We start from the raw sequence: 23,845 nt of genomic DNA, 5'->3' as shown, positions 1-23,845 counted from the left end.
TCAGTCCCTCCCGTCGGTGGGGCCGCAGGAGCCGACGACGAGCTCGCAGATGTCGGTCGAGACGAACGCCTCCACCTGCAACTGGCGGGCGCCGCCGGGGCCCGGCGCCTCGATCAGCTTGTTCAGCAGGTCCACCAGCCGGTTCAGGCCGCGTACGCCGTCACCGGCCAGGCCGAGCTGGGCGTAGATGAGCGAGGCCACCCGCTCGCCCGAGTGGACGGCCGCCCGCAGGTCCTGCCGGTGCTTGCGCAGGCCGTGCGCGCCCAGGTCGGAGACCGAGGTGACCTCTTGGAGCAGGACCCGCACCTTGTCGGCCCGTTCCAGCAGGTCGGGGGTGATGACGTTGACGTCGGAGGAGATCGACACCAGCTCGTCGCCCTTGTCGGACAGCGCGGTGGACAGCCCGGCCGTGTCACGCAGGAACTGCCGGGCCCGCGCGCGCTGCCGGTGCGCGACGTCCACGACCGTGCCCGCGTCGTCGATGAGCTCGCGCAGCCGCTTCCCCTCGCCGTCGAGCCCCTGGGCCAGCGTGTGCACGATGACGGTGACCTCACGCGGGTCCACCGCGTTCAGACCCCGGTAAGCGGCGCCGAGCGTGTCTGACAGGTCGAGCGGCTGCTCGGTCTGCGTGATGACCGCGCCGCCGGCCAGGTAGGGGCCGGTGGTCTCGCCCGCGCCGAGCCTGAGGTCGACGAACTTGGGCCCGAACACCGACGACGGCTCGATGGCCGCGACGGTGGTGCGGGGCAGCCGGACGCCGGGCTCGATGGCCATGCTCACCACGGCCTTGCCCTTGGCGTCGAGGGACACGCCTATCACGTCGCCGACCGTGATGCCGCGGACCTTGACGGGGGACTGGGTGTCCAGGCCCTGACCGGCCCGGGCGAAGACGGCGTCGATCCTGGTGCCGCTGATCTCCGACGCGGTCCGTACGATGAAGATCGTCGTCGCCGCGAGCACCGCGATGAGCGCGAGCGCGATGCCCGCGCGCACGGGCAGGGAGAACTCGTCGCGTCCCATCGCTCACCCCGTCAGCTTCAGGTTGCTGCCGTTACCCCAGAACAGGTACGACAGCAGCAGGTTGAGCAGGACGATCGTGACGATCGACTGACGGATCGCGCGCCCCGCCGCCACCCCCACGCCGACCGGCCCGCCGGTGGCGTAGAAGCCGTAGTAGCAGTGGATGACGACGACCGTGAAGGCGAACACGGCCACCTTGGTCACGCTGAACACGATGTCGCTGACCGGCAGATACAGGTAGAAGTAGTAGTCGTAGACGCCCGGCGCCAGCCCGAACAGGACCGTGCTCATCAGCCGGGTGGCGAAGAAACTGGCGAACAGCGCGATCAGATAGATCGGCACCAGCGCCAGCAGCGCCGCCACCACCCGCGTGCAGATCAGGTAGGTGAAGGCGTTGATGCCCATCACCTCCAGCGCGTCGATCTCCTCGGAGATCCGCATCGCGCCGAGCTCGGCGGTGAACGACGAGCCGACCTGCGCGGCCAGCGCGGTCGCGGCGATGATCGGGGTGATCTCGCGTACGTTGGCGAAGCTGCCGACCAGGCCCATGAACGACTCGGCGCCGATCGCCTGCAGCCCCTGGTAGCCCTGCAGGCCCACGGTCGCGCCCACGACGAAGGCCATGGTGAACACCACGAAGATCATGCCGCCGCCGATGACGGTCGCGCCGACGCCCACGACCACGTCGCTGACCTGGCGGATGACCACCTTGAAGTACTTCAGCCGGAGGATCACGTCGCGGACGGAGTAGAACAGCACCTTCCACACGAACAATGGCCAGTTGGCCAGGGTCGCGAACCGCTCGGCCCATTCGCGCCCGCTGACGGCGAACCTGAGGCCGGCCGTACGCGTGACCATCACAGCGCCTTCGGCGGGTAGGCGAGGAAGTAGACGGCGGAGATCACGTAGTTGAACGCGAACACCAGCATGAACGTGACCACCGTCGACTGGTTGACCGCCCGGCCCACGCCGACGGGGCTGGTGGCGCAGGTCATGCCCTTGTAGCAGGCGACGGCCGCGGCGATGAAGCCGAAGATCCACGCCTTGAACAGCGTCACGTACAGGTCGGAGCCCACCACGAGCGACAGCGCGCCGTCGAAGTAGGCGCCGGAGGTCACGCCCTGGACGACCACGTTGAAGAAGTAGCCGCCGGAGGCTCCGGCCAGGATGACCAGCGGGCACAGGCAGACCGCGACCGTGCTCGCCGCCCACATGCGCGGCGTGACCAGACGGTGGATCGGGTTGACCGACATCACCTCCATGGCGCTCAGCTCGTCGCGGATGTGCCGCGCGCCGATGTCGGAGGTCATCGCGCTGCCGCCGGCCCCGGCGATCAGCAGGGCGCTGGCCAGCGGCGCGACCTCCCGGATGAGCCCCACGAAGACGGCACTCCCGGTGGCGGAGGCCGCGCCGAGCTGCCAGGCCAGGTCACCCACCTGCAACGCCACGGTGGCGCCGAGGGGTAAGGAGACGAGCAGCACCGGCACGCTGGTCACGCGGGCCAGGAACCAGCACTGGTCGACGAACTCCCACCACCAGCTCCGGACGTCCCAGCTACGGCGCAATCCCTCCAGGACGATGACGAAGAGGTCACCCACCTGGCCGAGCACGGACACAGCCTTGCGGCCAACGTATCCGGACAACTGACCACCTCGTGGAACCAGCCGACTACGGAAGCAGCAACCCTACTGACGGGCCGTCTAGTAAGTCGATGCTTTCGCTGGAATTTGAGGAAAAGGTATGAGGCTCAGCTCGGAGGTTGTCAGCCCGCTACGAAACGTGATCGCTTCGTAGCCGTTTCAGCCCAGCAGCCCGGCCATCCAGGACTCGACCTCGGCGGGGTGGCGCGGCAGGGCGGCCGACATCAGGCGGGCGCCGTCGGCGGTGATCACCAGGTCGTCCTCGATCCGGATGCCCAGCCCCCGGAACTCCGCCGGCAGGGTGAGATCGTCGGGCTGCAGGTAGAGGCCCGGCTCGACGGTGAGCACCTGGCCCTCCTCCAGGATCCCGTCCAGGTAGACCTCGGAGCGCGCGCGGGCGCAGTCGTGCACGTCCAGGCCGAGCATGTGGCCGCTGCTGCAGAGCGTGTAGCGGCGGTACAGGCCCGACTCCATCAGCGCGTCCGGCGAGTCGCGCAGCAGGCCCCAGTCGTGCAGGCCCTCGCTGATGACGCGCATCGCCGCCAGGTGGAAGTCGCGGAAGCGGGCGCCGGGCTTGAGGGCGGCGATCCCGGCCGTCTGCGCCTCGTACACCAGCTCGTACGCCTGCCGCTGCACGGGACTGAAGCGGCCGGACAGAGGCAGCGTGCGGGTGATGTCGGCCGTGTAGAGGGTGTCGGACTCGACGCCCGCGTCCAGCAGCAGGAGGTCGCTCGGGTCGAGGCGGCCGTCGTTGCGGATCCAGTGCAGCACGCACGCGTGCGCGCCCGAGGCCACGATGCTGTCGTAGCCGGCCGCGTTGCCCTCCAGGCGCGAGCGGAGCCCGAACACGCCCTCCAGGTAGCGCTCGCCCCGAGGGTGCCCGAGCGCGGCGGGCAGCGCGCGTACGACGTCTTCGAAGCCGCGCGCGGTGGCGTCGACCGCCGACTGCAGCTCGCCGATCTCCCACGCGTCCTTGATCAGCCGCATCTCCGACAGGAAGCCCTCGAACTCCGCGTCGCCCGGCAGCAGCGCGTCGACCGCCGCGTCCACGCCGCCCAGCACCCTGGCGGGCCCGGTCAGCGACAGCTCGCGGATGTGGGCGCAGCCGATCTGGTAGAGCTCGGCCGCCTCCTCCAGGTCGGGTCGCCGCCCCACCCAGAACTCCCCATAACGCCGGTCGCGGTAGAACTCCTCGCCGTCCTCGCGCGGCGAGCGCGGCCTGAGGTACAGCGTGGCCTCGCCCGACGGCTCGATGACCAGCACGTCACCCGGCTCGCCCGCGCCCGTCAGGTAGGAGAACGCGCTGTGCGGCCGGAAGCGGTAGTCGCTGTCGTTGCTGCGCACCTTCAGCGTCCCCGACGGCACGACGAGCCGCTCGCCGGGGAAGCGGGCGGCGAGCGCGGCACGGCGCCTGGCCGCCCAGGGCGCGATCGGCAGCGCCGCCACGTCGGTGCGCCGGGTGTCGGCCCAGCCCGTCCGCATGAACGCGGCCAGCGCCTCGGTGACGGGCAGATCATGGCTGCCGGTATTGAGCGGCTCTGTCATCACGCATCCTGTTTCACAAGCTCCATGTACGGCATGCAGCCTACGGGAACGCTTGACGGTGCCCCTACCTGCTTGCTTGCCTTGAAAGCTACGCGGGCGGAGCGCTTAGCCGGAGCCGCCCCGGGTAACTGAGAGCCGAGGTGGTTCAGATGCTCATCGGGACAATCCTGCGCGGCAAGGGAAACGCGGTGATGACCGTGGCCCCGGAAGCCACGGTCCGCGAACTCCTGACCAAGCTCGCCGAGCACAACATCGGCGCCGTCGTGGTCTCCGCCGACGGCGTGACGATCACGGGCATCGTGTCCGAGCGTGACGTGGTCCGCCGCCTGCACGACCGCGGCGCGGCCGTGCTCGACCAGCCCGTCTCCGCGATCATGACTTCGGAAGTACGCACGGTCGGTCCGCACGACAACGTCGACGAGCTGCGAAGGACCATGACCACCCACCGCTTCCGGCACATGCCCGTCGTCGAGGACGGGCGGCTGGTCGGCATCGTGAGCATCGGCGACGTGGTCAAGAGCGCGATCGAGGAACTGGAGACGGAGAAGGCGTCGCTGGTCGACTACCTCCACCGTTGACACGGGTGGGACGCTTGTCCCCGTGATGTACGGGCCTCCTCCGGAATACCCTCCGTCTCCGGAATATCCCCGGGCGACGAGCAGTCCGACCATCATCGTGCTCGTCTCCGGGCTGACCTGCTTACTGGGGTTCCTGCTCGGGTACTTCACCGGGCTCGACTCGGGGCAGACGACGGCCGCGCCCGCGGAGACGCCTCCGGTGACGATGACGATCGGGGACTCGACGCCGCCCGCGGATCAGGGGGCGGACCCGTCGGCCCCGGCGGGCGCCGCCACGTCGGATCCGTCGGCCCCGGCGGGCACGGTCCCGTCAGACCCGGCCGCGTCCGCTCCGGCCGGGACGCCTGCTCCCGTAGGGACGCCTGCTCCGGTGGGGACACCTGCTCCCGTGGGCTCGTCCGCGCCGGTGGGCTCGGTCGGGCCGCCGGGCGCGGTCGGCGCCATGCGGACGCTCATCGTGGGCGTGGACATCCAGCCCGGCACCTACCGTACGACGGGTCCCGCGACCGCCACGGACAAGTGCTACTGGGCCCGTATGAAGAGCACGTCCGCCCAGGCCGGCGACGTGATCGCGGCGGACATGCCGATGGGACCGGCCACCGTGACGATCCTGGCCACCGACAAGGCGTTGCAGACGGGCGGCTGTGCCCCATGGACCAAGTCCTGACGTGCTTGGAGCCGGGCGGGCCGGTGTAGGAGGATGCAGCCAGCCCATCGAGGAGGATGACATGTCGATCTTGCGGAGCCTGGTGGAGAGCCTGCGCAGTGGCGCCATCGAGGTGGTCGATCTCACCTCGCCCCTGTCGGCGGAGACGCCGATCCTCCAGTTGCCCGAGCCGTTCGGCAACACGATCCCGTTCCGGCTGGAGGAGATCAGCCGCTACGACGACCGCGGCCCCGCCTGGTACTGGAACGACATCCACACCGGCGAGCACAGCGGCACCCACTTCGACGCGCCGATCCACTGGGTGACCGGCCGCGACGGCCAGGACGTCTCCCAGGTGCCCGTGTCCAGCCTGCTGGCGCCCGCCGTCGTGCTCGACCTGGCGGCGGAGGCGGAGAAGGACCCCGACTTCCTGCTCCAGATCGACCACGTCAAGGAGTGGGAGCGCGCCAACGGCCCGCTGCCCGACGGCGGCTGGCTCCTCTACCGCACCGGCTGGGACGCCAGGGCCGCCGACCAGGCGACCTTCCTGAACGCCGACGAGACCGGCCCGCACACTCCCGGCATCTCCGTCGAATGCGCGAACTGGCTGGCCGCCGAGACGCCCATCCTCGGCCTCGGCGTCGAGACCGTCGGCACCGACGCGGGCGCCGCCCACTCCTTCGACCCGCCCTTCCCGTGCCACTCGTTCCTGCTGGGGGCGGGCAAGTACGGCCTGACCCAGCTGCGCAACCTCGACCGCCTGCCCGTGACCGGCGCCGTCGTCCTGGCCCCGCCGCTGCCCATCGTGGGCGGGTCCGGGAGTCCGGTGCGGGTATTGGCCCTGGTCGAGCGGAGGAGCTCGGAGGGAGAGAGCGAGGAACGAGCCAACGAGCTCCGAAGCGGCCGCGACCATAAGCTCGAGAGATGATCGTCGCCGAGGCCGTCGGGCGGGTGCTGGCCGAGGCCGGCGTCGGCACCGCGTTCGGCGTGGTGGGCAGCGGCAACTTCCACGTCACCAACGCCCTCGTGGCGCACGGCGTACGCTTCGTCGCCGCCCGCCACGAGGGCGGCGCCACCACGATGGCCGACGCGTACGCCCGGATGAGCGGCAAGGTCGGGATCGTCTCCGTCCACCAGGGCCCCGGCCTGACCAACGCCGTGACGGGGATCGCCGAGGCGGCCAAGAGCCGTACCCCGATGATCGTGCTCACCGGCGAGGCGACGGACGTACGCTCCAACTTCCACATCGACCAGGACGCGCTGGCGGCGTCGGTCGGCGCGGTGTCGCTCCGCGTCTCCGAGGCCGGCCGGGCGGTCGAGGACACGCTGTCGGCCTACCGGACGGCGGCCCGCGAGCGGCGCACGGTGGTGCTCAACCTGCCGCTCGACGTGCAGCAGGACCTCGTCGAGTGGCGCGGCCTCATCGACGAGCCGCCCGGGACGCCGTCGGCCACGGGGTCGCCCGGGGCGCTGTCTGCCGCGGAGTCGCTCAGGACGCCGTCGGCCGCGGAGCTCGACGCGCTGGTCCGGCTGCTGGCGGAGGCGCGGCGGCCGGTGTTCGTCGCCGGGCGCGGCGCCAGGCACGCCGGAGCCGAGCTGGCGGAGCTGGCCGACGCCACGGGCGCGCTGCTCGCCACCTCCGCCGTCGCCAAGGGCCTGTTCCGGGGCAATCCCTGGGACCTGGACGTGAGCGGCGGCTTCGCCACGCCGCTCGCCGCCGAGCTGATCCGCGACGCCGACCTCATCGTGGCCTGGGGGTGCGCACTCAACATGTGGACCACCCGCCACGGACGGCTGATCGGCGAGCACACCAGGCTCGTCCAGGTGGACCTCGACGAGAGCGCCTTGGGCGTCCACCGGCCGATCACCCTCGGCCTGGTCGGCGACACGGCCGCCACTGCCCGCACGGTCCTCCACGCCCTCGCTCCGACCGGCGACGCCCTCGCTCCGACCGGGGACGCCTGCGATCCGGCGGGCCATCCTCTCGATCCGGCGGGCGAGGCCGAGCGCGGGTACCGGTCGGCGGAGGTCGCCGCGCGGATCCGGGCCGAGGGCCGGTGGCAGGCCGTGCCCTACGACGATGAGGGCGGCGACGGGCTGATCGACCCCAGGACGCTCACGATCGGGCTCGACGACCTGCTGCCGGCGGAGCGGATCGTGGCGGTCGACTCCGGCAACTTCATGGGGTACCCGGCCATGTTCCTCGACGTGCCCGACGAGCGGGGGTTCTGCTTCACCCAGGCGTTCCAGTCGATCGGGCTCGGGCTGGCGACCGCGATCGGCGCCGCGCTCGCCCGCCCCGACCGGCTGCCGGTGGCCGCGCTGGGCGACGGCGGGGCGCTGATGGGCATCGCCGAACTCGACACCGTCGTACGGCTCGGGCTGCCGATGGTGGTCGTGGTCTACGACGACGAGGCGTACGGCGCCGAGGTGCACCACTTCGGCCCGCACGGGCACCCGCTCGGCACGGTCAGGTTCCCGCCCGCCGACTTCGCCGCGATCGCCACCGGCTACGGCTTCGCGGCCGTGACGGTCACCGGGCCCGGCGACCTGGCCGGGGTGGCCGAGTGGCTGAAGGGCCCCAGGGACCGGCCGCTGCTGGTCCACGCCAAGGTCGCCGGGAAGCGCGGCTCGTGGTGGCTGGAGGAGGCGTTCAAGGGCCACTGAGACGGTTTCGGGAGCCACCGAACCGGTTCAGGAGTCACTGAGCGGGCTCAGGAGTCGCTGAGCTTGCGGACGGTGCGGGCCTCCTCGGCGGCCGCGAGAACGGCCGCCAGGGGCGCCCCCGCCCCCGCCGTGACGGCCGCCGCGATCGCCCCCTCCACGAACGGCACGTCGGCCACCACCACCCGGCCGGGCTCGGCCAGCAGGCGGGCCGTCAGCACCGAGCTGCCCAGGTCGGGCACGAGCACCACGCCGTCGCCCTGGTCGACCGACGCGAGCGCCCGCTCGATCAGGTCGAGGCTGGTGCCCACCCCGCCGTCCTCGGTGCCGCCCGCCGCCGCCACCCGCGCGCCCGTACCGGCGATGCCGCGGACGAGCGCGGCCGTCTCCGCGGCCAGCCCCGCACTGTGGGCCACCAGCACGATGCCCACCATCACGAGCTCACCGTCGAGAGCTCACGGTGACCAGGCAGGCGACGATGAGCGCGGAGGACGCCGCCCCCGGATCCTCGTGCCCGATGCTGCGCTCGCCCAGGTAACTGGCCCTGCCCTTACGGGCCTGCATCGGGATCGTGGCCCGCGCCCCCTCCTCGGCCGCGCGCGCCGCCAGCTCGAACGCCTCCCGAACCCCCACCCCATCCCGTACGGCCAGCGCCAGGGCCAGCGACGCCGGAGCCAGCGCGTCCACCATGGTCTTGTCGCCCGGAGCCGCCTTGCCCAGCCGCTCGACCGCGACCACCCCGGCCTCGAACGCCGCCGCGAACCCGGCCTGCGTCACCGGCGGCTCCACCGCGTTGCCCATGGCCCGGAACGCCGACCCGTACAGCGGCCCGGAAGCACCCCCGACGCGGCGGATCAGCGTCGTGCCCGCGGACACCAGCACCTGGCCCGGCGCGGTCGGCGGGGAGTCGGCCAGCGCCTTGAGGACCTCGGTGAAGCCGCGGTCGAGGTTCGCGCCGTGGTCGGCGTCGCCGATCGCCGCGTCCAGCGCGGTCAGCCGCTCACGATGCACCCGGACCTGCTCGGCGATCTCCTCCAGCCAGGCGACGAAGAAGGCCGTGGTCAACGTGCCGAGGTCCATGAACCCGCCACCCGTCTCGTGGTCCGGGGAACCGCCCATCAGCGTCCCCAGCGCAGCCCCGGCGTCTCGACCGGCGCGTCCCACAGACGCGTCAACGTGTCGTCGAGCCGGCAGATCGTCACCGAGAAGCCCTGCATGTCCAGACTCGTCACGTAGTTGCCCACCAGCGACCGCGCCATCCGCGCCCCTTTGCCGCGGATGAAGGCCGCCACTTCGGCGAACGCCACGTACAGCTCCATCAGGGGTGTGCCGCCCATGCCGTTCAGCAGGACGAGCAGGTCGCCCTCCAGCGGCAGGTCGCGGTCGATGGCGTCCATGGCGATCTCGGTCAGCTCGCGGGCCGAGGCCATCGGCGCCCGGATCCTGCCGGGCTCGCCGTGGATGCCGATGCCCAGCTCCACCTGCGTGTCGGGCAGATCGAACGTCGGCTTGCCCGCCGCGGGAGTCGTACACGAGGTCAGCGCGATGCCGAACGAGCGGCTGCGCGCGTTCACCTCGCCCGCCACGCTCGCCACCTCCGCCAGCGGCGCGCCCTCCTCGGCCAGCGCTCCGGCGATCTTCTCCACGAACAGCGTCGCGCCGGTGCCCCGGCGGCCCGCCGTGTAGAGGGAGTCCTGGACGGCCACGTCGTCGTCGACGAGCACGCCGGCGACCTGGACGTCCTCGCACAGCTCGGCGGCCATCTCGAAGTTCAGCACGTCGCCGGTGTAGTTCTTGACGATGTGCAGCACGCCCGCGCCGCCGTCGACGGCCGTGGTCGCCTCGACGATCTGGTCGGGCACGGGCGAGGTGAAGACCTCTCCAGGGCAGGCCGCGTCGAGCATGCCGTAGCCGACGAAGCCGGCGTGCAGCGGCTCGTGCCCCGAGCCACCGCCGGAGACCAGCCCGACCTTGCCCGCCCGCGGCCCCGACGCGCGGTAGACCACCCGGTCGCGGATCCGCAGTGACGGGTGGGCGGCCGCCATCCCGGCCAAGGCGTCGTCAACCGCGGATTCGGCCGAGTTGATGAGCTTCTTCATGATGAGAAACTTCTGCCCGTTTCCCCGGCAGGACAAGCGTCTTGGTGGAACTCGGCCACAGCTTCTACGACCCTGCCGACTACCGTCCGACCGGGGTGAATAGGCTACCTTCTGGTCATGGCTGAGATCGTGTACCCGCCGGTGATCGCCGCCGCGCGGACCCTCTTTCGCGTGCTCGACTACCGCTTCCACATAGAGGGGACGGAGCATATCCCGCGCACCGGCGGAGCGGTGCTGGTCAGCAACCACATCAGCTATCTCGACTTCATCTTCGCCGGGTTCGGCGCGGTGCCCGCCAAGCGGCTGGTGCGGTTCATGGCCAAGCAGGACGTGTTCGACCACCGCGTCTCGGGGCCGCTGATGCGCGGCATGCACCACATCCCGGTCGACCGGGGCGCGGGCGCGGGGTCGTACGCGACGGCGCTGCGCATGCTGAAGGCGGGAGAGGTGGTCGGCGTCTTCGCCGAGGCGACGATCAGCCGGTCGTTCACGGTCAAGGAGATCAAGAACGGCGCCATCCGCATGGCTCAGGCGACCAAGGTCCCGGTCATCCCGATGGCCTTGTGGGGGAGTCAGCGGATCTGGACCAAGGGCCGCTCCAAGCAGCTCACCCTGCGGCACGTGCCCATCACGATCCTGGTGGGGGAGCCCATGCACCCCAAGCGCGGCGAGGACGTCAACCAGCACGTCGCCGACCTGCACGCGCGGATGTCGGAGCTGGTGGACCGGGCCCAGCGCACCTACCCGGAGATCCCGCCGGGCGTGTGGTGGCAGCCCCAGCACCTCGGCGGCACGGCTCCCACGCCGGAGGAGGCCGCCGCGATGGACGCCGCCGAGGCGGAGGCGCGCGCCAAGCGCGGCGAGGAGGAATGACGGAACGCCCGGTCAGCCGGGCGGCTGACCGGGCGGTCGGTAGATCACGGCCGGTCAGATCGCCGCGGGGTAGCTGCTGGCGCGCATGCCGGCCAATAACCCGGCGGTCTGCTCGGGCGTGAAGCGGCGCACCGGGTCGTGGTGCAGCAGGCCCTCGATGAGAGGCCGCATGATCCCGGCCCGGCGCGGCGGCGGGTAGCCGCCGCTCCTGGCCATGCCGAGCACCGTGGCCGCGTCCTGCCCGGGGTAGGGCGGCTGGCCCTCGATGGCGCTGTAGAGCGTGGCGCCGAAGGACCACATGTCGGCCTCCTTGCTTGCCGGGCCGCCGTGCAGCCGCTCCGGGGCCATGAACGCGGGCGTGCCGCGCAGCCGCCGGGACGTGGTCATCCGGATGTCGCCCTCGACCGTGGCGATGCCGAAGTCGGTCAGCACCACACGGTCGCCGGTGAGCATCACGTTGGCCGGCTTCACGTCGCGGTGCAGCACCCCTGCCTGGTGGGCGGTACGCAGCGCGGCCAGCAGGTGCTGGCCGATCGCCGCCACCGACTGCGCGGGCAGCGTCCCCACCTGGGAGAGCAACTGGTGCAGTGAGAGGCCGTCGAGGTACTCCATCACGATCCAGAGCTTGCCGCCCTCTTCGATGAGGTCGTGGACCGTGACGATGTTCGGGTGGGTGAGCCCAGCGGCCATCCGCGCTTCGCGGAGGACCCGGCGGCGGACCATCTCGGCCTCACCGCTGAGGGTCAGCTCTTTGAGCGCCACCTCACGGTGGAGAAGCTGGTCGAAAGCCCGCCAGACGACTCCCATACCTCCACGACCGGCCTCCTCGTTAAGGAGGTACCGTCCGCCGATCTCCCGCATGCCATCCCCTCATTGCTCGGGGTAATCATGTCATCTCGAGGTAGGCCAAAGTGTGACTAACGTGATCTGAATGTGTCGGGAACGGAAGGTGTGCTGGTCAAAGGGTGCGAAATTCGATCGTGTAAGGCGCGCCACACCAGCCCCACGCCCACCAAACAGACGCCCGTGGCGCCCAGAAGCACGACGGTCAGCCCGGCCAGTTCGGCCACCACCCCGCCGAGGGCGGCCCCCAGCGGCATCCCGCCCATGCCGATCAGGCGGTAGGCGGAGTTGACCCGGCCGAGCAGTTCGGGCGGGATCAGCCGCTGCCGCGTGGAGATGACGAGGACGTTCGCGACGGCCCCGATGACGCCCCACACCACGGAGGTCGGATACAGCAGCCAGGCGACGGGCCACAGCACCGGCACGAGGTACAGCAGGGCGCTCACCAGCCAGGCGCCGACCAGCGTCCGGCCCTCTCCGAGCAGCCCGGAGACCCGCTCCGAGACCAGCGATCCGGCCACCGCGCCGACGGCCATCGCGGTCATCATCAGGCCGTACCCGCTGGGGGACAGCCCCATCCGCGACCCGTCGCCGACGGCCCACAGCACGAACACCCCGAAGTAGGCGGCGCTGGCGAAGTTCAGCAGGCCGGCCGAGACGGCCAGCGTCCGCAGGAACCGCTGGGACCACAGATAGCGCTGGGCCGCCACGATGTCGCGCAGCAGCGAGCGCCTGGGGCCCGCTGTGGCGGCCGTTCCGTAGGAGCCCCTCATGCCCAGTAGGAGCAGGCCCGCCGCGCCGTACAGGAGGGCTGGAGCGCCGAAGACGGCGGCGGGCAGCAGCGTGACGAGGAGGCCGGCGATCGGCGCGCCGGCGAACTCGTTGCCGATCATCTGGGCGCTCTGCACCCGCCCGTTCGCCGCCGTGATGCGCTCCGGCGGCACCGCCATCGGCAGCACCGACTGGGCCGAGGTGTCGGCGAAGACCTCGGCCACGCCCGCGACCAGTACGGCGGCCAGCACGACCCACAGGTTCACCAGCCCGAGCAGTCCGAGCGCGGTCGTCGCCGCGAGCACGGCGGAACGGGCGAGGTTGGCCAGCACCATGATCCGCCTGCGGTCGAGCCGGTCGGCGATCGCGCCCGCGTGCAGGGCGAACAGTAACCACGGCAGCGTGGCGGCCGCCCCGGTCAGCGACACCAGCGTGGGGGAGCGGGTCAGCGACACGGCCAGCAGGGGCGCACCCACCTTGAGCACGCCGTCGGCCAGGTTCGAGAGGGCGGTCGACGACAGAAGGAAGCCGAACGATAGGCCGAGACGTGGCATGGCTCACTCCGATAGTGTGTAAGGAAAACTATGCACAGATTTCTTTGCAAAGATAGGTGTGCACAGCCATGGAGAGCAAGCACTATTCGGCCAGGAAGCTAGACGCGAACGCGCTGAAGTCGTTCGCGCACCCGCTGCGACTGCGCATCTACGAACTGCTCGACGAGCACGGCCCCTCGACGGCGACCCAGCTGGCCGGACTGCTCGGCCAGAACACCGGGGCGACCAGCTACCACCTGCGTGAGCTGGCCCGGCACAGCATGATCGAGACGGTGCCCGAGCTGGGCAAGGGCAAGGAGAAATACTGGCGGATCGTGCCGGGCGGCTTCTCCTACGGCGACCCCTTGGCCGATCCGTCGGCCGACGCCGAGACCGTCGACGCGTTCGCCCGGCTGCTCGACGACCTCATCCGGCAGCGCGGTGCCGAGCTGGCGCGCTGGCGTGAGGAGGAGGCGACGACTCCCGAGGCGTGGGTGCGGGCGAGCGGGTTCGGCCGGCGGTCGATGCGGCTCACCGTGGGCGAGACGACGCGGATGCGCGAGGAGGTGTTCGAGGTCCTGGAGAGGTACCGGGCGGTGGCGGACCGCAGGGACCTCGAGTCACCGGGCGCTCCGGACCCGGCGACCGGTCGCGTGGTGGTCCACTTCGACGTGCTCCCGGTAGGGATCAAGGACTCCTAGGGACATCCCTAGGTCGGGCCCTGTCGCGACGCCGCCGCTGTCCGCCTAATGTCCTGCTTCAAGCTTCCGTCCCCCGTCCGCATGCCGGGCGCGGCGCCGCCGACGGAGCGGGCGATGCTCGGCGGCGCCGCCGCCCTCGTCATGTCGCCGACCTCCGAGTCCGCCGGACACAGGGCTCGGAAAGGCAGGCGCCCCCGTCCCGGGCTGGAGGGACGGGGGCGTTTGCCGTGCCCGGACGGGACGGGTCGATCATCATGAGTTAGGTTAGCCTCACCTTAAAAGGATCGAGGTGGAGCTGACGATGATCGAGCCCTTTCGCATGTTCGACGTACGCGTGAACCGGTTGGCACGCCTGAGCCCGTCGTTCCTGCGCGTGACGTTCGAAGGGGAGGACCTGCGCCACTTCGCGGACAACGGGTTCGACCAGCGGATCAAGCTCATCCTGCCGGTCGACGGGCACGGGCTGGAGCACCTGCCGAGCGGCCCCGACTGGTTCCCGCGCTGGCGCGGCCTGCCCGACGAGCTGCGCAATCCGCTCCGTACCTACACCGCCCGCCTGGTACGCCCCGAGGCCCGCGAGGTGGACGTGGACGTGGTCATGCACGACCACGGCGACGGCCCGGTGGCCCGCTGGGCGGCCGATGTGCGGCCCGGGGCCGTCGCGGTGCTGCTCGGCCCCGACGCCCGGCACGACGGGCTGCACGGCGGCCTGGAGTTCCACCCGCCCGCGGACACCGGGGCGGTGCTGATCGCCGGCGACGAGACCGCGGTGCCCGCGATCTGCTCGATCCTCGAACGGCTGCCGGCCGGCTACGAGGGCGAGGCACTCATGGAGGTGCCCTGCGCGGAGGACTTCCTGCCGGTCGAGACGGCGAGCGGCGTCAAGGTCACCTGGCTGGCCCGCGCCGACGAGGAGCGCGGCGCCCTGCTGGTGCCCGCCGTCAGGGCCGCCGCCGACCGGCTGCTCCCGCCGCAGCCCACTCCCGACGCCTTCGAGGACATCGATGTGGATGTGGAGGAGTTGTGGGAGGTGCCCGAGGTGGCGCCGTACGGCCCGCTGTACGCCTGGCTGGCCGGCGAGGCGGCCGTGATCAGGTCGCTCAGGCGGCACCTGGTCGCCGAGCGGGGGATGGACAAGCGGGCCGTGGCCTTCATGGGTTACTGGCGGCTGGGCCGCGCCGAGCACAGCGAGTAGGGGAGTCCCCAATGATGACCCGCGTCCTGTACGCGCTCGCCGCCATGACCCTCCTTTGCCTTCGCTGACCGGTGCGCGTCCGCCTTCGCGGACGCGCACCGGTCATGCCGTTGGCTGTCGGGTGGTTATCGGGCCGCGTTCAACGCGTCGACGATGCCCGAGCCGTAGAAGCCGTTACGCGACCTGCCGCCCTCGCAGGTGTGCGTGGCCGTCGTCGTCGTGCCGTCCGGCAGGATGCGCGTGTAGGTGAACGCGCGGGGCTCCGGGCACGGCGTCTTGGTGGCGGTCGCCTTCAGCGCCGCCTCCACCGCGTCCGGGTTCATGGTCAGGCCGCCGTGAGCGCGGTCGCGGTGGCCGAACCGGCTGACGATCAGCGCCGCCACGCCCGCGGCCCGCGGCGAGGCCATCGAGGTGCCCTGCAGGTAGGTGTAGTAGCCGCAGACCGAGCCGCGGCAGTCGCGCACCACGGACGGGGTGTTCGGCGTGCCGTCGGGGTTGAGCTGCCCGTTCTCCTCGGCCAGCGACTTCGGATAGGCGGCCAGCGTCGCCCTGGTCACGTCACGCGTGGTGGCCGGGTTGTCGTAGGCGTCGCCGCCGGGGGAGGCCACGTCCACGTAGCCGTTGCCGTAGTCGGAGTAGTACGCCTTGCGCTTGCTGATGCCGGTGGACGACACCGCGATCACGTGGTCGCCCTCGCTGGGCATGGACACGCAGCTCGGCGGGATCGTCCGGTCGTACGGCGCCTCGCCGGGCACGCTGGCGAAGTCGGGGCTGGAGTCGTCGATGAGCTCCTTGGTGTAGTCGGTGCCGCCGTTGCCCGCCGCGGACACCAGCGTCACGCCCCTGGCGTGGGCGTAGTTCAGCGCCCGCTGGGCCGCCTTGATGATGGTGGCCTGCTCCACGCGGTCGGCGGGGGAGTCGGCCGGGTTGTCCACGCAGTTGAACAGCCACGGGTCGATGTAGTAGCTCATGTTGACCACGTCGACGCCGTGGTCGCCCGCGTACGTCAGCGCGTCCACGCTCGGCTGCAGGAAGAAGAAGCCGGAGTCCTGGCCGACCCGGAGGTTGACGATGGACACCTTGGGCGCCACGCCGGCCACGCCGAGCCGGTTGATGGGCGAGGCGATGGAGGACGCCACGTGCGTGCCGTGCTCGTTCTCGTCCACGTCGGCGGGGTCGGTGCAGGAGTGGTCCGGCTCGGCCTCGCAGGGCCCGTCGACCGGCTCGCCGTTGGCGTCGACCGGGATGTCGACCGTGAAGTTACGGCTCAGCGCCCGATTGAAATTGGGTGCTATATCCGGATGCGAGGCGTCCACCCCGGTGTCCAGGATCCCGACCAGCACCCCCGGGTCGCCCTGCTCGTAGCGGTAGGAGCCGTTGGCCGTGGCGTGGATCTGCTTCATGTCCCACTGCAGCTCCGACAGCGGCTCGGCCGTCGGCCCCGGTTTGCCGAACGTGGTGGCGGCGGGGGCGCCGTCAGCGGCCTTCTCCACGGCGTCGGCGGCCTTGCGCGCCTGGGCGGCGGCGCGGGCGGCGGACGGGACCGTTCCGATGGAGCGGTTGTGCGCCACGCCCTCGATCGAGGCGTTCGCGGCGACGGCGCCGGCGAAGCCCGTGTTGGTGGTGGAGACGGTGGCCACGCCGACCGCGGTGTTCTCCTTGACCACCGTGCCGCCTGCGGCCTGGACGGCCTTGCGGGCGACGTCCGGCTGCACGCCCTCCTTGTATAAGACGATGTACTCGGTTGCCGAGGCGGTTGAGGTCCGGACTGCCTGAGCGGGGCTGACCATAGCGGTCGCCACGAGGGTGCAGGCGGCTAGGACGATGACACGCTTCACGCGTACCTCCGGGCGTAGACGGATATGTCCACCAATCTGGGCATGTTTACCGGCTACGTCCATAGGTCCCGCCTACCTCATAAGGTGTGCTCGATGAGGCATATCGCGTTCGAGCGCCTGCACAACTTCCGGGACCTGGGCGGTTACCGTACCCGCGACGGCCGTACGGTGCGCTGGAGGCGCCTGTACCGTTCCGATTCCCTCGCCAAGCTCCAGGGCGACGACTGGCGGCGCTTTCTCGACCTGGGCGTGCGTACGGTGATCGACCTGCGCTACCCGTGGGAGATAGCCGCCAGGGGCCGCGTACCGGACAGCGACGGCCTGGCCTACCACAACCTCAGCATCGAGCATCGGCCCTACGACCAGGCCGCGCTGGGCGCGGACATCGACACCGCCCGCTTCCTGGCCGACCGGTACGCCGAGGTCGCGCTGGACGGCGTCGAGGAACTGGGGCGGGCGCTGAAGGTGATCGCCGCCGAGGACAGCGCTCCGCTCGTCATGCACTGCGCCTCGGGCAAGGACCGTACCGGGCTGCTGGCTGCGCTGGTGCTGTCGCTGCTGGGGGTGGACGAGGAGACCATCGTGGAGGACTTCGCCCTCACCGAGCTGGCCACCGAACGACTGGTCGCCGACTGGCGGGCGGCCCATCCGGACCGGACGCTGAAGTGGCCGGGCTACGGCCGCGCGCCGGGCGAGATCATGCGGCTCTGCCTGGCGGAGCTGGCGGCCGGCCATGGCTCCGTACGGGACTACGCGGCCGACCGGCTGGGCGCCGACGCCGAGCTGATCACGGCGCTGCGCGAACATTACCTGAGCCCGTGACACGCGCCGGAGACGGGCGCGCTACGGGCCGGTGGGCTCAGGAGGATGGTGCGGCGGTCGCTCACGCTCGCCCTGCCGAGGCGGGCGACATCGGCTCCTCCATAACACGGTAATAGGGGCAAACTGGCTTATCCCCGGACGGCGTCGTCGCGCCTACCGTGACAGCACCCCCACTGTCCGAGGAGACCCGATGCACAAACCCCTGCGTCTCGCGCTCTCTCTCATCCTCACCGTCGCGTTCTTGCTGGCCACCTCGCCCGCGCAGGCCGCGCCCCTGGTCAGGACCCTCCGGTACGACGCCGGCCCCGCGGCCGAGTTCCGCGGCGCGGTCGATCAGGCCGCGCAGATCTGGAACTCCAGTGTCACGAACGTCCGCCTCGTCGCAGGCACCCCCGCCGACTTCGTCGTCGTCGCCGACAACGGCTGGCCCCGCACCCTGCCCACGAGCCTGGGCCGGGGCACCATCTGGATGGGCAGGGAAGCCACCTCACAGGGCTACAACCCAGTGCGCATCGCGGCCCACGAGATCGGCCACATCTTAGGCCTGCCCGACCGGCGCACCGGCCTCTGCTCCGACCTGATGTCCGGCTCCAGCGCTCCGGTGAGCTGCACGAACGCGAATCCGAGCGCGGCCGAACGGGCCCAGGTCGAGCGTAACTTCGCCGGTGGCACCCCGCTGGTCGAGTTCGGCCGGGTGCTCGTGGACCGCTGAACTCGGGCGCGTACCCGCCCACGGCGCGGGCCGGCCAGCCGAGGATCATGCGGTTCAGGCATGATCCCGAATCCCGGACGTAATCGAGATCACTTTAAGATCATGAACGCGATACTTTGGCACGGCTACGGGAAGAGTCCGGCGCTGGGCCCGTCGGCGGTGACAGGGCCTTTCGCCTGAGCGCGGACAGCGCTGGTCACGGGTCGCCGAACCCGCTCTGCGACAGTCCGCAGAAGGGGACCGGCATGCTGCGCATCCACTTCACCGGAGCCGACCTGGCACGGACCCGGATCTCCCGGGAGCCCGACGCGATGTGGGAGCTGATGCTCAGCCTGCACCGGCTGCGCCGCCGGGAGCAGAGCATGATCTACGGCGAGTGGAAGCGACAGACCCTGCACCGCGTGCCGTCCCTCACCCGGCGGCTGACCTCCCTCGCGCCATCCCGCGGCTACTCCGTCGACTTCCTCACCCCGCACACGGAGTCCGGCTCGCTGGAGGCCGGTATGGAGGGACTGCGCCGCGCAGCCGGCTGCGTGACGTGCTGGTGGTGAAGACGCCGGAAGCGGCGCGCGATCCCCGGCTGGATCGGCTCCAGTTCGGGCCGGACAACGGACGCGGACAATTTCCGATTGCGCGGGTTTTCGTGAGGACTGCCGCCCGATAGGGCCCGGGGCGGCGCCGGAGAATGTACCGGCGTACGGCGAAACTCTCACATCGACCACGGATAGCCACGGACGCCGGGCGTTCTTCCTGCGGAACAACTACTCGAAGAAATGCATAGGCGTGGCGTCCAGCCTCAAAGACGGTGCCGGCGCTATCCAGTACACCTGCAACGGCGCCGTCGATGAGAAGTGGTGGTACAAAGACGGTGCCATAGTCAACGTCTACTCCGGTAAATGCCTCGGTGTGGCCTCGAGCCGCAAGGCCGGCCAGCAGCTCATTCAGTGGCCCTGCTACCGGGACGCCCGCGACGAAAAATGGCGCCGTTGATGAGAAGTGGCGGTACGGCGCCATGATCAACCTCTACTGTGGAAAATTCGCCCTGCGACTGATCGTCAGCAGGGCCAGCAGGGTTCGGGGTCGAGGGTCCCGATGCGGCGCCCCCGCCGACACCGGGACGATCTCCCCCCTGCGGAGCAGAACGTGCTCCCGCACCTTCGTCGAGTTCGTAAAGGACGAACGCTTTCTCCGGTGCCTGGCCAGGCTGCCGCAACACGTCGGCACCATCCAGACGTTTCCGTCTGAGTGCAAAACCCCAGCGCAAGGGGGCAAGTGACCGGTTGTCCCACGAGCGCGCGATCCGCGCTGCTAGAGGCCGCTTTCCGGGGCAGGGACCTCCACTATGGACATCCTCCTCATCCTGTCGGTCGTAGCGCTCCTGGCGGGCCTTGGCATAGCCCTCACCCAGAGGGCGTGGCCGGTGGCCCTTCTGTGCGTCGGCCTGGTCCTGGCCGCCCTCTCCGACGCCCATCTCATCGTCAGCTAGCTCCACACCACACGCGGAGCCGGTAGCGCTCCTCCGCCGGCTCAGGGGCCGCGCTCGTCCTGGGCCACCGGCGCTTCGCCGGAATGACCGAACAGGTGAGGCACCCCGAGTCCGGAGTGCCTCACCTGTTCAGCCGCTGGACCTCAGTAACCCAGCTTCTTCAGGTCGGGCTGCTCGAACGGCGACTGTGGAACGTCACCCCGGTAAGGGCCCGTGATGACCGGCGGGACGAAGGTCTCCTTGACCGTACGGGCGTTCACCCAGCGGATCAGGTTGAAGATCGAGCCCGCCTTGTCGTTGGTGCCCGAGGCGCGGGCGCCGCCGAACGGCTGCTGGCCCACGACCGCGCCCGTCGGCTTGTCGTTGATGTAGAAGTTGCCCGCCGCGAAGCGCAGCCGCTCCGAGGCCGAGGCGATCGCGTAGCGGTCCTGGGCGATGATCGACCCGGTCAGCGCGTACGGCGAGACGCTCTCCATCTGGTCGAGCACCGCGTCGAAGTCGCCGTCCTCATAGACGTGTACGCCCAGGATCGGCCCGAAGTACTCCTTGACGAAGATCTCGTCCGTGGGGTCGGCGCACTCCAGGATCGTCGGCTTCACGAAATAGCCGGTCGAGTCGTCGTAGGAGCCGGTGAGCAGATCGATGCCCGAGGCGCCGCGCGCCCGGTCGATGGCCGCCTTGTGCTTGGCGAAGGCCCGGTCGTCGATGACCGCGCCCATGAACGTCGACAGGTCGCCCGCCACGTCGCCCACGGTCAGCGACTCGGCCGCGGAGACGAAGTCGTCACGCATGCGCGACCAGACCGAGCGCGGCACGTACGCCCGCGAGGCCGCCGAGCACTTCTGGCCCTGGTACTCGAACGCGCCCCTGACCAGCGCCGTGGCGAGCACGGCCGGGTCGGCCGACGGGTGGGCCAGGACGAAGTCCTTGCCGCCGGTCTCGCCGACGAGGCGCGGGTAGCCGCGGTAGGAGGCGATGTTCGCGCCGACGGTGCCCCACAGGTGCTGGAAGGTCGGCGTGGAGCCGGTGAAGTGGATGCCCGCCAGCTGCGGGTGCGTGAGTGCCACCTCGGAGACCGCCTGGCCGTTGCCCGTGACCATGTTGATCACGCCCGGCGGCAGGCCCGCCTCCTCCAGCAGGCGCATCGTGAAGTGCGCCGCGAACTGCTGCGTGGGCGAAGGCTTCCAGACGACGACATTTCCCATCAAAGCCGCCGACGTCGGCAAATTTCCGGCAATGGCGGTGAAATTGAAGGGGGTGATCGCCAGCACGAAGCCCTCGAGCGGCCGGTACTCCATCCGGTTCCAGACCCCGGGCGACGAGGTCGGCTGGTCGGCGTACAGCTGCCGCGCGTAGGCCACGTTGAACCGCAGGAAGTCGATCAGCTCGCAGGCCGAGTCGATCTCCGCCTGCTGCGCCGACTTCGACTGCCCGAGCACGGTCGCGGCGTTCAGCGTCGCCCGCCACGGCCCGGACAGCAGGTCGGCCGCCTTGAGGAAGACCGCCGCCCGCTCGTCGAACGACAGCGCCCGCCAGGCCGGAGCCGCGCGCAGCGCGCTGTCGACGGCGTCCCGTACGTCCTGAGCCGTGGCGTCCTGCGTGCGGCCGAGGACGGAGGCCTTGTTGTGCGGCTGCACCACGTCGATCGGCGCGCCGCCGCCCAGCCGCTGCTCGCCGTCGATCGTCATGGTCAGGTCGATCGAGGTCCCGGACAGCTCCTTGATCCGGTTCTCCAGCGTCGTACGCTCCGGGCTGCCCGGCGCGTAGCCGTACACCCGCTCGTTGGCGGGAACGGGCACGTTGCTGATGGCGTCCATTTACTTACCCCCAAGGGCACGAAGGAAGAAGGCGATGTTGGCGGGCCGCTCGGCCAGGCGGCGCATGAAATAGCCGTACCAGTCGTCGCCGTAGGGAACGTAGACGCGCACGGTGTGACCGGCCCCGGCGAGGTCCTCCTGCCGGTCGGTGCGGATTCCGTACAGCATCTGATACTCGTAGGACCCGAGCCCGCGGCCGAAGCGGTCGGCGAGCAGTTCGGTGATCGAGATGATCCGGTCGTCGTGCGTCGCCACCATGGGGTACCCCTGCCCCGCCATGAGGATCCGCAGGCATCGCACGTACGCCTTGTCGACGTCGCTCTTGCCCTGGTACGCGACCGAGGCGGGCTCCCGGTAGGCGCCCTTGACCAGGCGTACCCGCGAACCCTCGGCCGCCAGCTCGCGGCAGTCGTCCGTGCTACGGAACAGGTAGGCCTGGATCGCCACGCCGGTCGACGGGAAGTCCGCGCGCAGCTTGCGCAGGATCGCCAGCGTCGAGTCGACGGTGGTGTGATCCTCCATGTCGAGCGTCACGGTCGAGCCGTTGGCGTCGGCGGCGGCGCAGATCTGGCGGGCGTGCTCCAGCGCCATCGCGTCGTCGAGCCGCTGCCCGACGGCCGACAGCTTCACCGACACCTCGCCCCGGCGGCCGAGCTCGAGCGGGCGCAGCGCGTCGAGCAGCGTGATGTACGCCTTCGCGGTGGTCGCCGCCGCGTCGGCGTCGCGGGTCTCCTCGCCGAGATGGTCGACGGTGACGGCGAGTTTGGCGTCGCGCAGCCGTTCGATGGCGGTCCGGGCCTCCTGAACGCTCTCACCGGCGACGAACCTGTCGACGACCTTGCGCGTGAGGGGGAAGCCGGATACCGAGCGGCGTACCAGCGCGCTCCGGGAGGTGGCGAGTAGCAGTTGACCCAGCATGTTCTCAGCCTAAAACCGCAGCTCACAACAGGGCCATCGACGCGCGTAACGCCGCTTGTGGGAGGCTGTCATACAAATGCACAATTCGGCAGATCTACAGGAGACCGTCGACGAGCTCGCCCGCCTGCTGGGGGCGTCCGCGACGCTGGAGGACCGCTCGTTCCGCCTGCTGGCGTATGGAGCGCAGCACGGCGACATCGACACCGTCCGCCAGGAGTCGATCCTGCGCAGGCGGGCCACCGGCGAGGTCCGCGACTACTTCGAACGCTACGGCATCGCCCGCGCGCACGGCCCGGTCAGGATCCCCGCGGACGCCGACCTCAAGGTCCTGGCCAGGGTCTGCTGGCCGCTGCGCCACGGCGACGTCACCTACGGCTACCTGTGGCTGCTCGACTCCGGCAGTCTCACCGAGGAGGCGCTGAGCCGGGCAGCCCCCCTCGTGGCCAGGGCCGCCGCCGCGCTCGCCCAGGAGGCCCGGAGCCGCCACGACCTCGGCCGCGGCCTGCGCGCGCTGCTCTCGGCCGACCCGGAGGAGCGGGCCGGCGCCTCCATCGAGGTGCTCGGGCCCGTCACCGCGATCGCCGTGCGCGAGTCGGAGGAGCGCGTCGCCGCCCTCTGGACGCTGCCGCGCGGAGTACTGGCCCGCGCCGGCTCGCCCGTCGCGCTGCTCGCCCCCGCGCACCTGGCCGCCGAGGTCGCCCAGACCCTGCAGAGCGCGTACGGCACGGCGGCCGGCACCGGCGCCCCCCGGGCGGATCCGGCGGACGCCTGGCAGAGCTGGCGCGAGGCGCGGCAGGCGCTGCGCGTCGCCGAGCACTTCCCCCGCTTCGCGCCCGTCGCCCGGTGGGAGGACCTGGGCGTGCACCGGCTGCTGGCCCGGCTCGGCCAGAGCGACCTGCGCGAGCTGGCGGCCGAGACGGCGGCGCTGGACGCCGAGCTGGCGCACACCGTGGAGGTCTATCTGGACCACGGGGGCCACGCCCAGAAGACGGCCGCCGAGCTGGGCATCCACCGCCAGACGCTCTACTACCGGCTGGGCAAGGCCGAGCGGACGCTGCACCGGGATCTGTCGGAGGGCGACGACCGGCTGACCGTCCACCTGGGCCTCAAGGCGGCCCGCCTCCTGGCGGTCACGGGGGTCTGA

25 protein-coding genes are annotated in these 23,845 nt (G+C 70.9%); 13 read left to right on the top strand and 12 right to left on the bottom strand.

What is annotated here, in order from left to right:
- From LDL49_RS15040 to LDL49_RS15025, 4 genes are all read right to left on the bottom strand, one after another.
- Positions 1-1,020 (bottom strand): MlaD family protein, encoded by a 1,020-nt coding sequence (locus LDL49_RS15040; RefSeq protein WP_225291646.1) that lies wholly within the window; start codon positions 1,018-1,020, stop codon positions 1-3.
- Positions 1,021-1,023: 3 nt separating this feature from the next.
- Positions 1,024-1,878, bottom strand: coding sequence for an ABC transporter permease (locus tag LDL49_RS15035; protein WP_225291645.1), 855 nt, complete (start codon positions 1,876-1,878; stop codon positions 1,024-1,026).
- On the bottom strand, positions 1,878-2,663 hold the full coding sequence (locus LDL49_RS15030; protein WP_263655046.1) for an MlaE family ABC transporter permease: 786 nt from the start codon (positions 2,661-2,663) through the stop codon (positions 1,878-1,880). Before LDL49_RS15030 ends, LDL49_RS15035 begins: the two co-directional genes overlap by 1 nt.
- Positions 2,664-2,819: 156 nt before the next feature.
- Entirely contained in the window at positions 2,820-4,205 is a 1,386-nt protein-coding gene (locus tag LDL49_RS15025) for an aminopeptidase P family protein (RefSeq protein ID WP_225291644.1), read from the bottom strand.
- Between the two features lie 149 nt (positions 4,206-4,354).
- Here LDL49_RS15025 and LDL49_RS15020 point away from each other — a divergent pair, with 149 nt between their 5' ends.
- From LDL49_RS15020 to LDL49_RS15005, 4 genes are all read left to right on the top strand, one after another.
- On the top strand, positions 4,355-4,783 hold the full coding sequence (locus LDL49_RS15020) for a CBS domain-containing protein (protein ID WP_225291643.1): 429 nt from the start codon (positions 4,355-4,357) through the stop codon (positions 4,781-4,783).
- Between the two features lie 97 nt (positions 4,784-4,880).
- Entirely contained in the window at positions 4,881-5,450 is a 570-nt protein-coding gene (locus tag LDL49_RS15015) for an Rv1352/Rv1906c domain-containing protein (RefSeq protein ID WP_225291642.1), read from the top strand.
- 61 nt (positions 5,451-5,511) lie between these two features.
- Positions 5,512-6,357, top strand: a complete 846-nt coding sequence (locus tag LDL49_RS15010; protein ID WP_225291641.1) for a cyclase family protein — start codon at positions 5,512-5,514, stop codon at positions 6,355-6,357.
- Positions 6,354-8,096, top strand: a complete 1,743-nt coding sequence (locus LDL49_RS15005) for a thiamine pyrophosphate-binding protein (protein WP_225291640.1) — start codon at positions 6,354-6,356, stop codon at positions 8,094-8,096. The genes LDL49_RS15010 and LDL49_RS15005 overlap by 4 nt, the downstream gene beginning before the upstream one ends.
- Before the next feature lie 47 nt (positions 8,097-8,143).
- Here LDL49_RS15005 and LDL49_RS15000 read toward each other — a convergent pair whose 3' ends face one another.
- The 3 genes from LDL49_RS15000 to dhaK are packed head-to-tail and all read right to left on the bottom strand — an operon-like array spanning position 8,144 to position 10,192.
- Positions 8,144-8,527 carry a PTS-dependent dihydroxyacetone kinase phosphotransferase subunit DhaM gene (locus LDL49_RS15000; protein ID WP_225291832.1) on the bottom strand — a complete coding sequence of 128 codons (384 nt, stop codon included), beginning with the start codon at positions 8,525-8,527 and terminating at the stop codon, positions 8,144-8,146.
- 7 nt (positions 8,528-8,534) lie between these two features.
- Positions 8,535-9,212, bottom strand: coding sequence for a dihydroxyacetone kinase subunit DhaL (dhaL, locus tag LDL49_RS14995; RefSeq protein ID WP_225291639.1), 678 nt, complete (start codon positions 9,210-9,212; stop codon positions 8,535-8,537).
- Entirely contained in the window at positions 9,212-10,192 is a 981-nt protein-coding gene (gene dhaK / locus LDL49_RS14990; protein ID WP_225291638.1) for a dihydroxyacetone kinase subunit DhaK, read from the bottom strand. Before dhaK ends, dhaL begins: the two co-directional genes overlap by 1 nt.
- A 117-nt stretch (positions 10,193-10,309) precedes the next feature.
- On the opposite strand from dhaK, the gene LDL49_RS14985 reads away from it, so the two are divergent.
- Positions 10,310-11,065 (top strand): lysophospholipid acyltransferase family protein, encoded by a 756-nt coding sequence (locus LDL49_RS14985; RefSeq protein WP_225291637.1) that lies wholly within the window; start codon positions 10,310-10,312, stop codon positions 11,063-11,065.
- 54 nt (positions 11,066-11,119) lie between these two features.
- Here the strand turns inward: LDL49_RS14985 and LDL49_RS14980 are convergent, their stop codons facing one another.
- The gene (locus LDL49_RS14980) at positions 11,120-11,926 is read right to left on the bottom strand and encodes a serine/threonine-protein kinase (RefSeq protein ID WP_225291636.1); all 807 of its coding nucleotides are present in this window, start codon (positions 11,924-11,926) and stop codon (positions 11,120-11,122) included.
- Positions 11,927-11,982: 56 nt separating this feature from the next.
- Positions 11,983-13,233 carry an MFS transporter gene (locus LDL49_RS14975; RefSeq protein ID WP_225291635.1) on the bottom strand — a complete coding sequence of 417 codons (1,251 nt, stop codon included), beginning with the start codon at positions 13,231-13,233 and terminating at the stop codon, positions 11,983-11,985.
- 68 nt (positions 13,234-13,301) lie between these two features.
- Here LDL49_RS14975 and LDL49_RS14970 point away from each other — a divergent pair, with 68 nt between their 5' ends.
- Complete coding sequence (locus LDL49_RS14970) at positions 13,302-13,913, top strand: winged helix-turn-helix domain-containing protein (protein ID WP_225291634.1); 612 nt, start codon at positions 13,302-13,304, stop codon at positions 13,911-13,913.
- Positions 13,914-14,214: 301 nt separating this feature from the next.
- Positions 14,215-15,108 (top strand): siderophore-interacting protein, encoded by an 894-nt coding sequence (locus LDL49_RS14965; protein ID WP_225291633.1) that lies wholly within the window; start codon positions 14,215-14,217, stop codon positions 15,106-15,108.
- Between the two features lie 125 nt (positions 15,109-15,233).
- Here LDL49_RS14965 and LDL49_RS14960 read toward each other — a convergent pair whose 3' ends face one another.
- The gene (locus LDL49_RS14960; protein ID WP_225291632.1) at positions 15,234-16,946 is read right to left on the bottom strand and encodes a S8 family serine peptidase; all 1,713 of its coding nucleotides are present in this window, start codon (positions 16,944-16,946) and stop codon (positions 15,234-15,236) included.
- Between the two features lie 93 nt (positions 16,947-17,039).
- Between LDL49_RS14960 and LDL49_RS14955 the strand changes: the two genes are divergently transcribed.
- The 5 genes from LDL49_RS14955 to LDL49_RS14935 all read left to right on the top strand — a co-directional run bounded on the left by LDL49_RS14955 (position 17,040) and on the right by LDL49_RS14935 (position 19,966).
- Entirely contained in the window at positions 17,040-17,768 is a 729-nt protein-coding gene (locus LDL49_RS14955) for a tyrosine-protein phosphatase (RefSeq protein ID WP_225291631.1), read from the top strand.
- A gap of 190 nt (positions 17,769-17,958) precedes the next feature.
- Positions 17,959-18,480 carry a snapalysin family zinc-dependent metalloprotease gene (locus LDL49_RS14950; RefSeq protein ID WP_225291630.1) on the top strand — a complete coding sequence of 174 codons (522 nt, stop codon included), beginning with the start codon at positions 17,959-17,961 and terminating at the stop codon, positions 18,478-18,480.
- 245 nt (positions 18,481-18,725) lie between these two features.
- The gene (locus LDL49_RS14945; RefSeq protein WP_225291629.1) at positions 18,726-19,031 is read left to right on the top strand and encodes a hypothetical protein; all 306 of its coding nucleotides are present in this window, start codon (positions 18,726-18,728) and stop codon (positions 19,029-19,031) included.
- A gap of 70 nt (positions 19,032-19,101) precedes the next feature.
- Positions 19,102-19,470 carry an RICIN domain-containing protein gene (locus tag LDL49_RS14940; protein ID WP_308016128.1) on the top strand — a complete coding sequence of 123 codons (369 nt, stop codon included), beginning with the start codon at positions 19,102-19,104 and terminating at the stop codon, positions 19,468-19,470.
- Between the two features lie 352 nt (positions 19,471-19,822).
- A complete protein-coding gene (locus LDL49_RS14935) occupies positions 19,823-19,966 on the top strand; it encodes a hypothetical protein (RefSeq protein WP_225291628.1) in 144 nt (47 codons plus the stop codon).
- Positions 19,967-20,109: 143 nt separating this feature from the next.
- Here LDL49_RS14935 and pruA read toward each other — a convergent pair whose 3' ends face one another.
- A complete protein-coding gene (gene pruA / locus LDL49_RS14930; RefSeq protein WP_225291627.1) occupies positions 20,110-21,783 on the bottom strand; it encodes an L-glutamate gamma-semialdehyde dehydrogenase in 1,674 nt (557 codons plus the stop codon).
- A complete protein-coding gene (locus tag LDL49_RS14925; protein ID WP_225291626.1) occupies positions 21,784-22,701 on the bottom strand; it encodes a proline dehydrogenase family protein in 918 nt (305 codons plus the stop codon).
- A 76-nt stretch (positions 22,702-22,777) separates the two neighbouring features.
- Between LDL49_RS14925 and LDL49_RS14920 the strand changes: the two genes are divergently transcribed.
- A complete protein-coding gene (locus LDL49_RS14920; RefSeq protein WP_225291625.1) occupies positions 22,778-23,845 on the top strand; it encodes a PucR family transcriptional regulator in 1,068 nt (355 codons plus the stop codon).

This window comes from Nonomuraea aurantiaca (genome assembly GCF_020215705.1).
Taxonomy (GTDB): domain Bacteria; phylum Actinomycetota; class Actinomycetes; order Streptosporangiales; family Streptosporangiaceae; genus Nonomuraea; species Nonomuraea aurantiaca.
The sequence above is the reverse complement of the archived record's forward strand: the minus strand, read 5'-3'. Positions and strand labels throughout refer to the sequence as shown.

Bases quoted from the DNA above. Each gene is read 5' to 3' on its own strand.
- LDL49_RS15025 (WP_225291644.1), bottom strand. From the start codon at position 4,205: ATGACAGAGCCGCTCAATACCGGCAGCCATGATCTGCCCGTCACCGAG.
- LDL49_RS14935 (WP_225291628.1), top strand. From the start codon at position 19,823: ATGGACATCCTCCTCATCCTGTCGGTCGTAGCGCTCCTGGCGGGCCTT.
- LDL49_RS14945 (WP_225291629.1), top strand. From the start codon at position 18,726: ATGCTGCGCATCCACTTCACCGGAGCCGACCTGGCACGGACCCGGATC.
- LDL49_RS14950 (WP_225291630.1), top strand. From the start codon at position 17,959: ATGCACAAACCCCTGCGTCTCGCGCTCTCTCTCATCCTCACCGTCGCG.
- LDL49_RS15040 (WP_225291646.1), bottom strand. From the start codon at position 1,020: ATGGGACGCGACGAGTTCTCCCTGCCCGTGCGCGCGGGCATCGCGCTC.
- LDL49_RS15010 (WP_225291641.1), top strand. From the start codon at position 5,512: ATGTCGATCTTGCGGAGCCTGGTGGAGAGCCTGCGCAGTGGCGCCATC.
- LDL49_RS14980 (WP_225291636.1), bottom strand. From the start codon at position 11,926: ATGCGGGAGATCGGCGGACGGTACCTCCTTAACGAGGAGGCCGGTCGT.
- dhaL (WP_225291639.1), bottom strand. From the start codon at position 9,212: ATGGGCGGTTCCCCGGACCACGAGACGGGTGGCGGGTTCATGGACCTC.
- pruA (WP_225291627.1), bottom strand. From the start codon at position 21,783: ATGGACGCCATCAGCAACGTGCCCGTTCCCGCCAACGAGCGGGTGTAC.
- LDL49_RS14985 (WP_225291637.1), top strand. From the start codon at position 10,310: ATGGCTGAGATCGTGTACCCGCCGGTGATCGCCGCCGCGCGGACCCTC.
- LDL49_RS14955 (WP_225291631.1), top strand. From the start codon at position 17,040: ATGAGGCATATCGCGTTCGAGCGCCTGCACAACTTCCGGGACCTGGGC.
- LDL49_RS14920 (WP_225291625.1), top strand. From the start codon at position 22,778: ATGCACAATTCGGCAGATCTACAGGAGACCGTCGACGAGCTCGCCCGC.
- dhaK (WP_225291638.1), bottom strand. From the start codon at position 10,192: ATGAAGAAGCTCATCAACTCGGCCGAATCCGCGGTTGACGACGCCTTG.
- LDL49_RS14925 (WP_225291626.1), bottom strand. From the start codon at position 22,701: ATGCTGGGTCAACTGCTACTCGCCACCTCCCGGAGCGCGCTGGTACGC.
- LDL49_RS15020 (WP_225291643.1), top strand. From the start codon at position 4,355: ATGCTCATCGGGACAATCCTGCGCGGCAAGGGAAACGCGGTGATGACC.
- LDL49_RS14965 (WP_225291633.1), top strand. From the start codon at position 14,215: ATGATCGAGCCCTTTCGCATGTTCGACGTACGCGTGAACCGGTTGGCA.
- LDL49_RS14970 (WP_225291634.1), top strand. From the start codon at position 13,302: ATGGAGAGCAAGCACTATTCGGCCAGGAAGCTAGACGCGAACGCGCTG.
- LDL49_RS15035 (WP_225291645.1), bottom strand. From the start codon at position 1,878: ATGGTCACGCGTACGGCCGGCCTCAGGTTCGCCGTCAGCGGGCGCGAA.
- LDL49_RS14975 (WP_225291635.1), bottom strand. From the start codon at position 13,233: ATGCCACGTCTCGGCCTATCGTTCGGCTTCCTTCTGTCGTCGACCGCC.
- LDL49_RS15005 (WP_225291640.1), top strand. From the start codon at position 6,354: ATGATCGTCGCCGAGGCCGTCGGGCGGGTGCTGGCCGAGGCCGGCGTC.
- LDL49_RS15000 (WP_225291832.1), bottom strand. From the start codon at position 8,527: ATGGTGGGCATCGTGCTGGTGGCCCACAGTGCGGGGCTGGCCGCGGAG.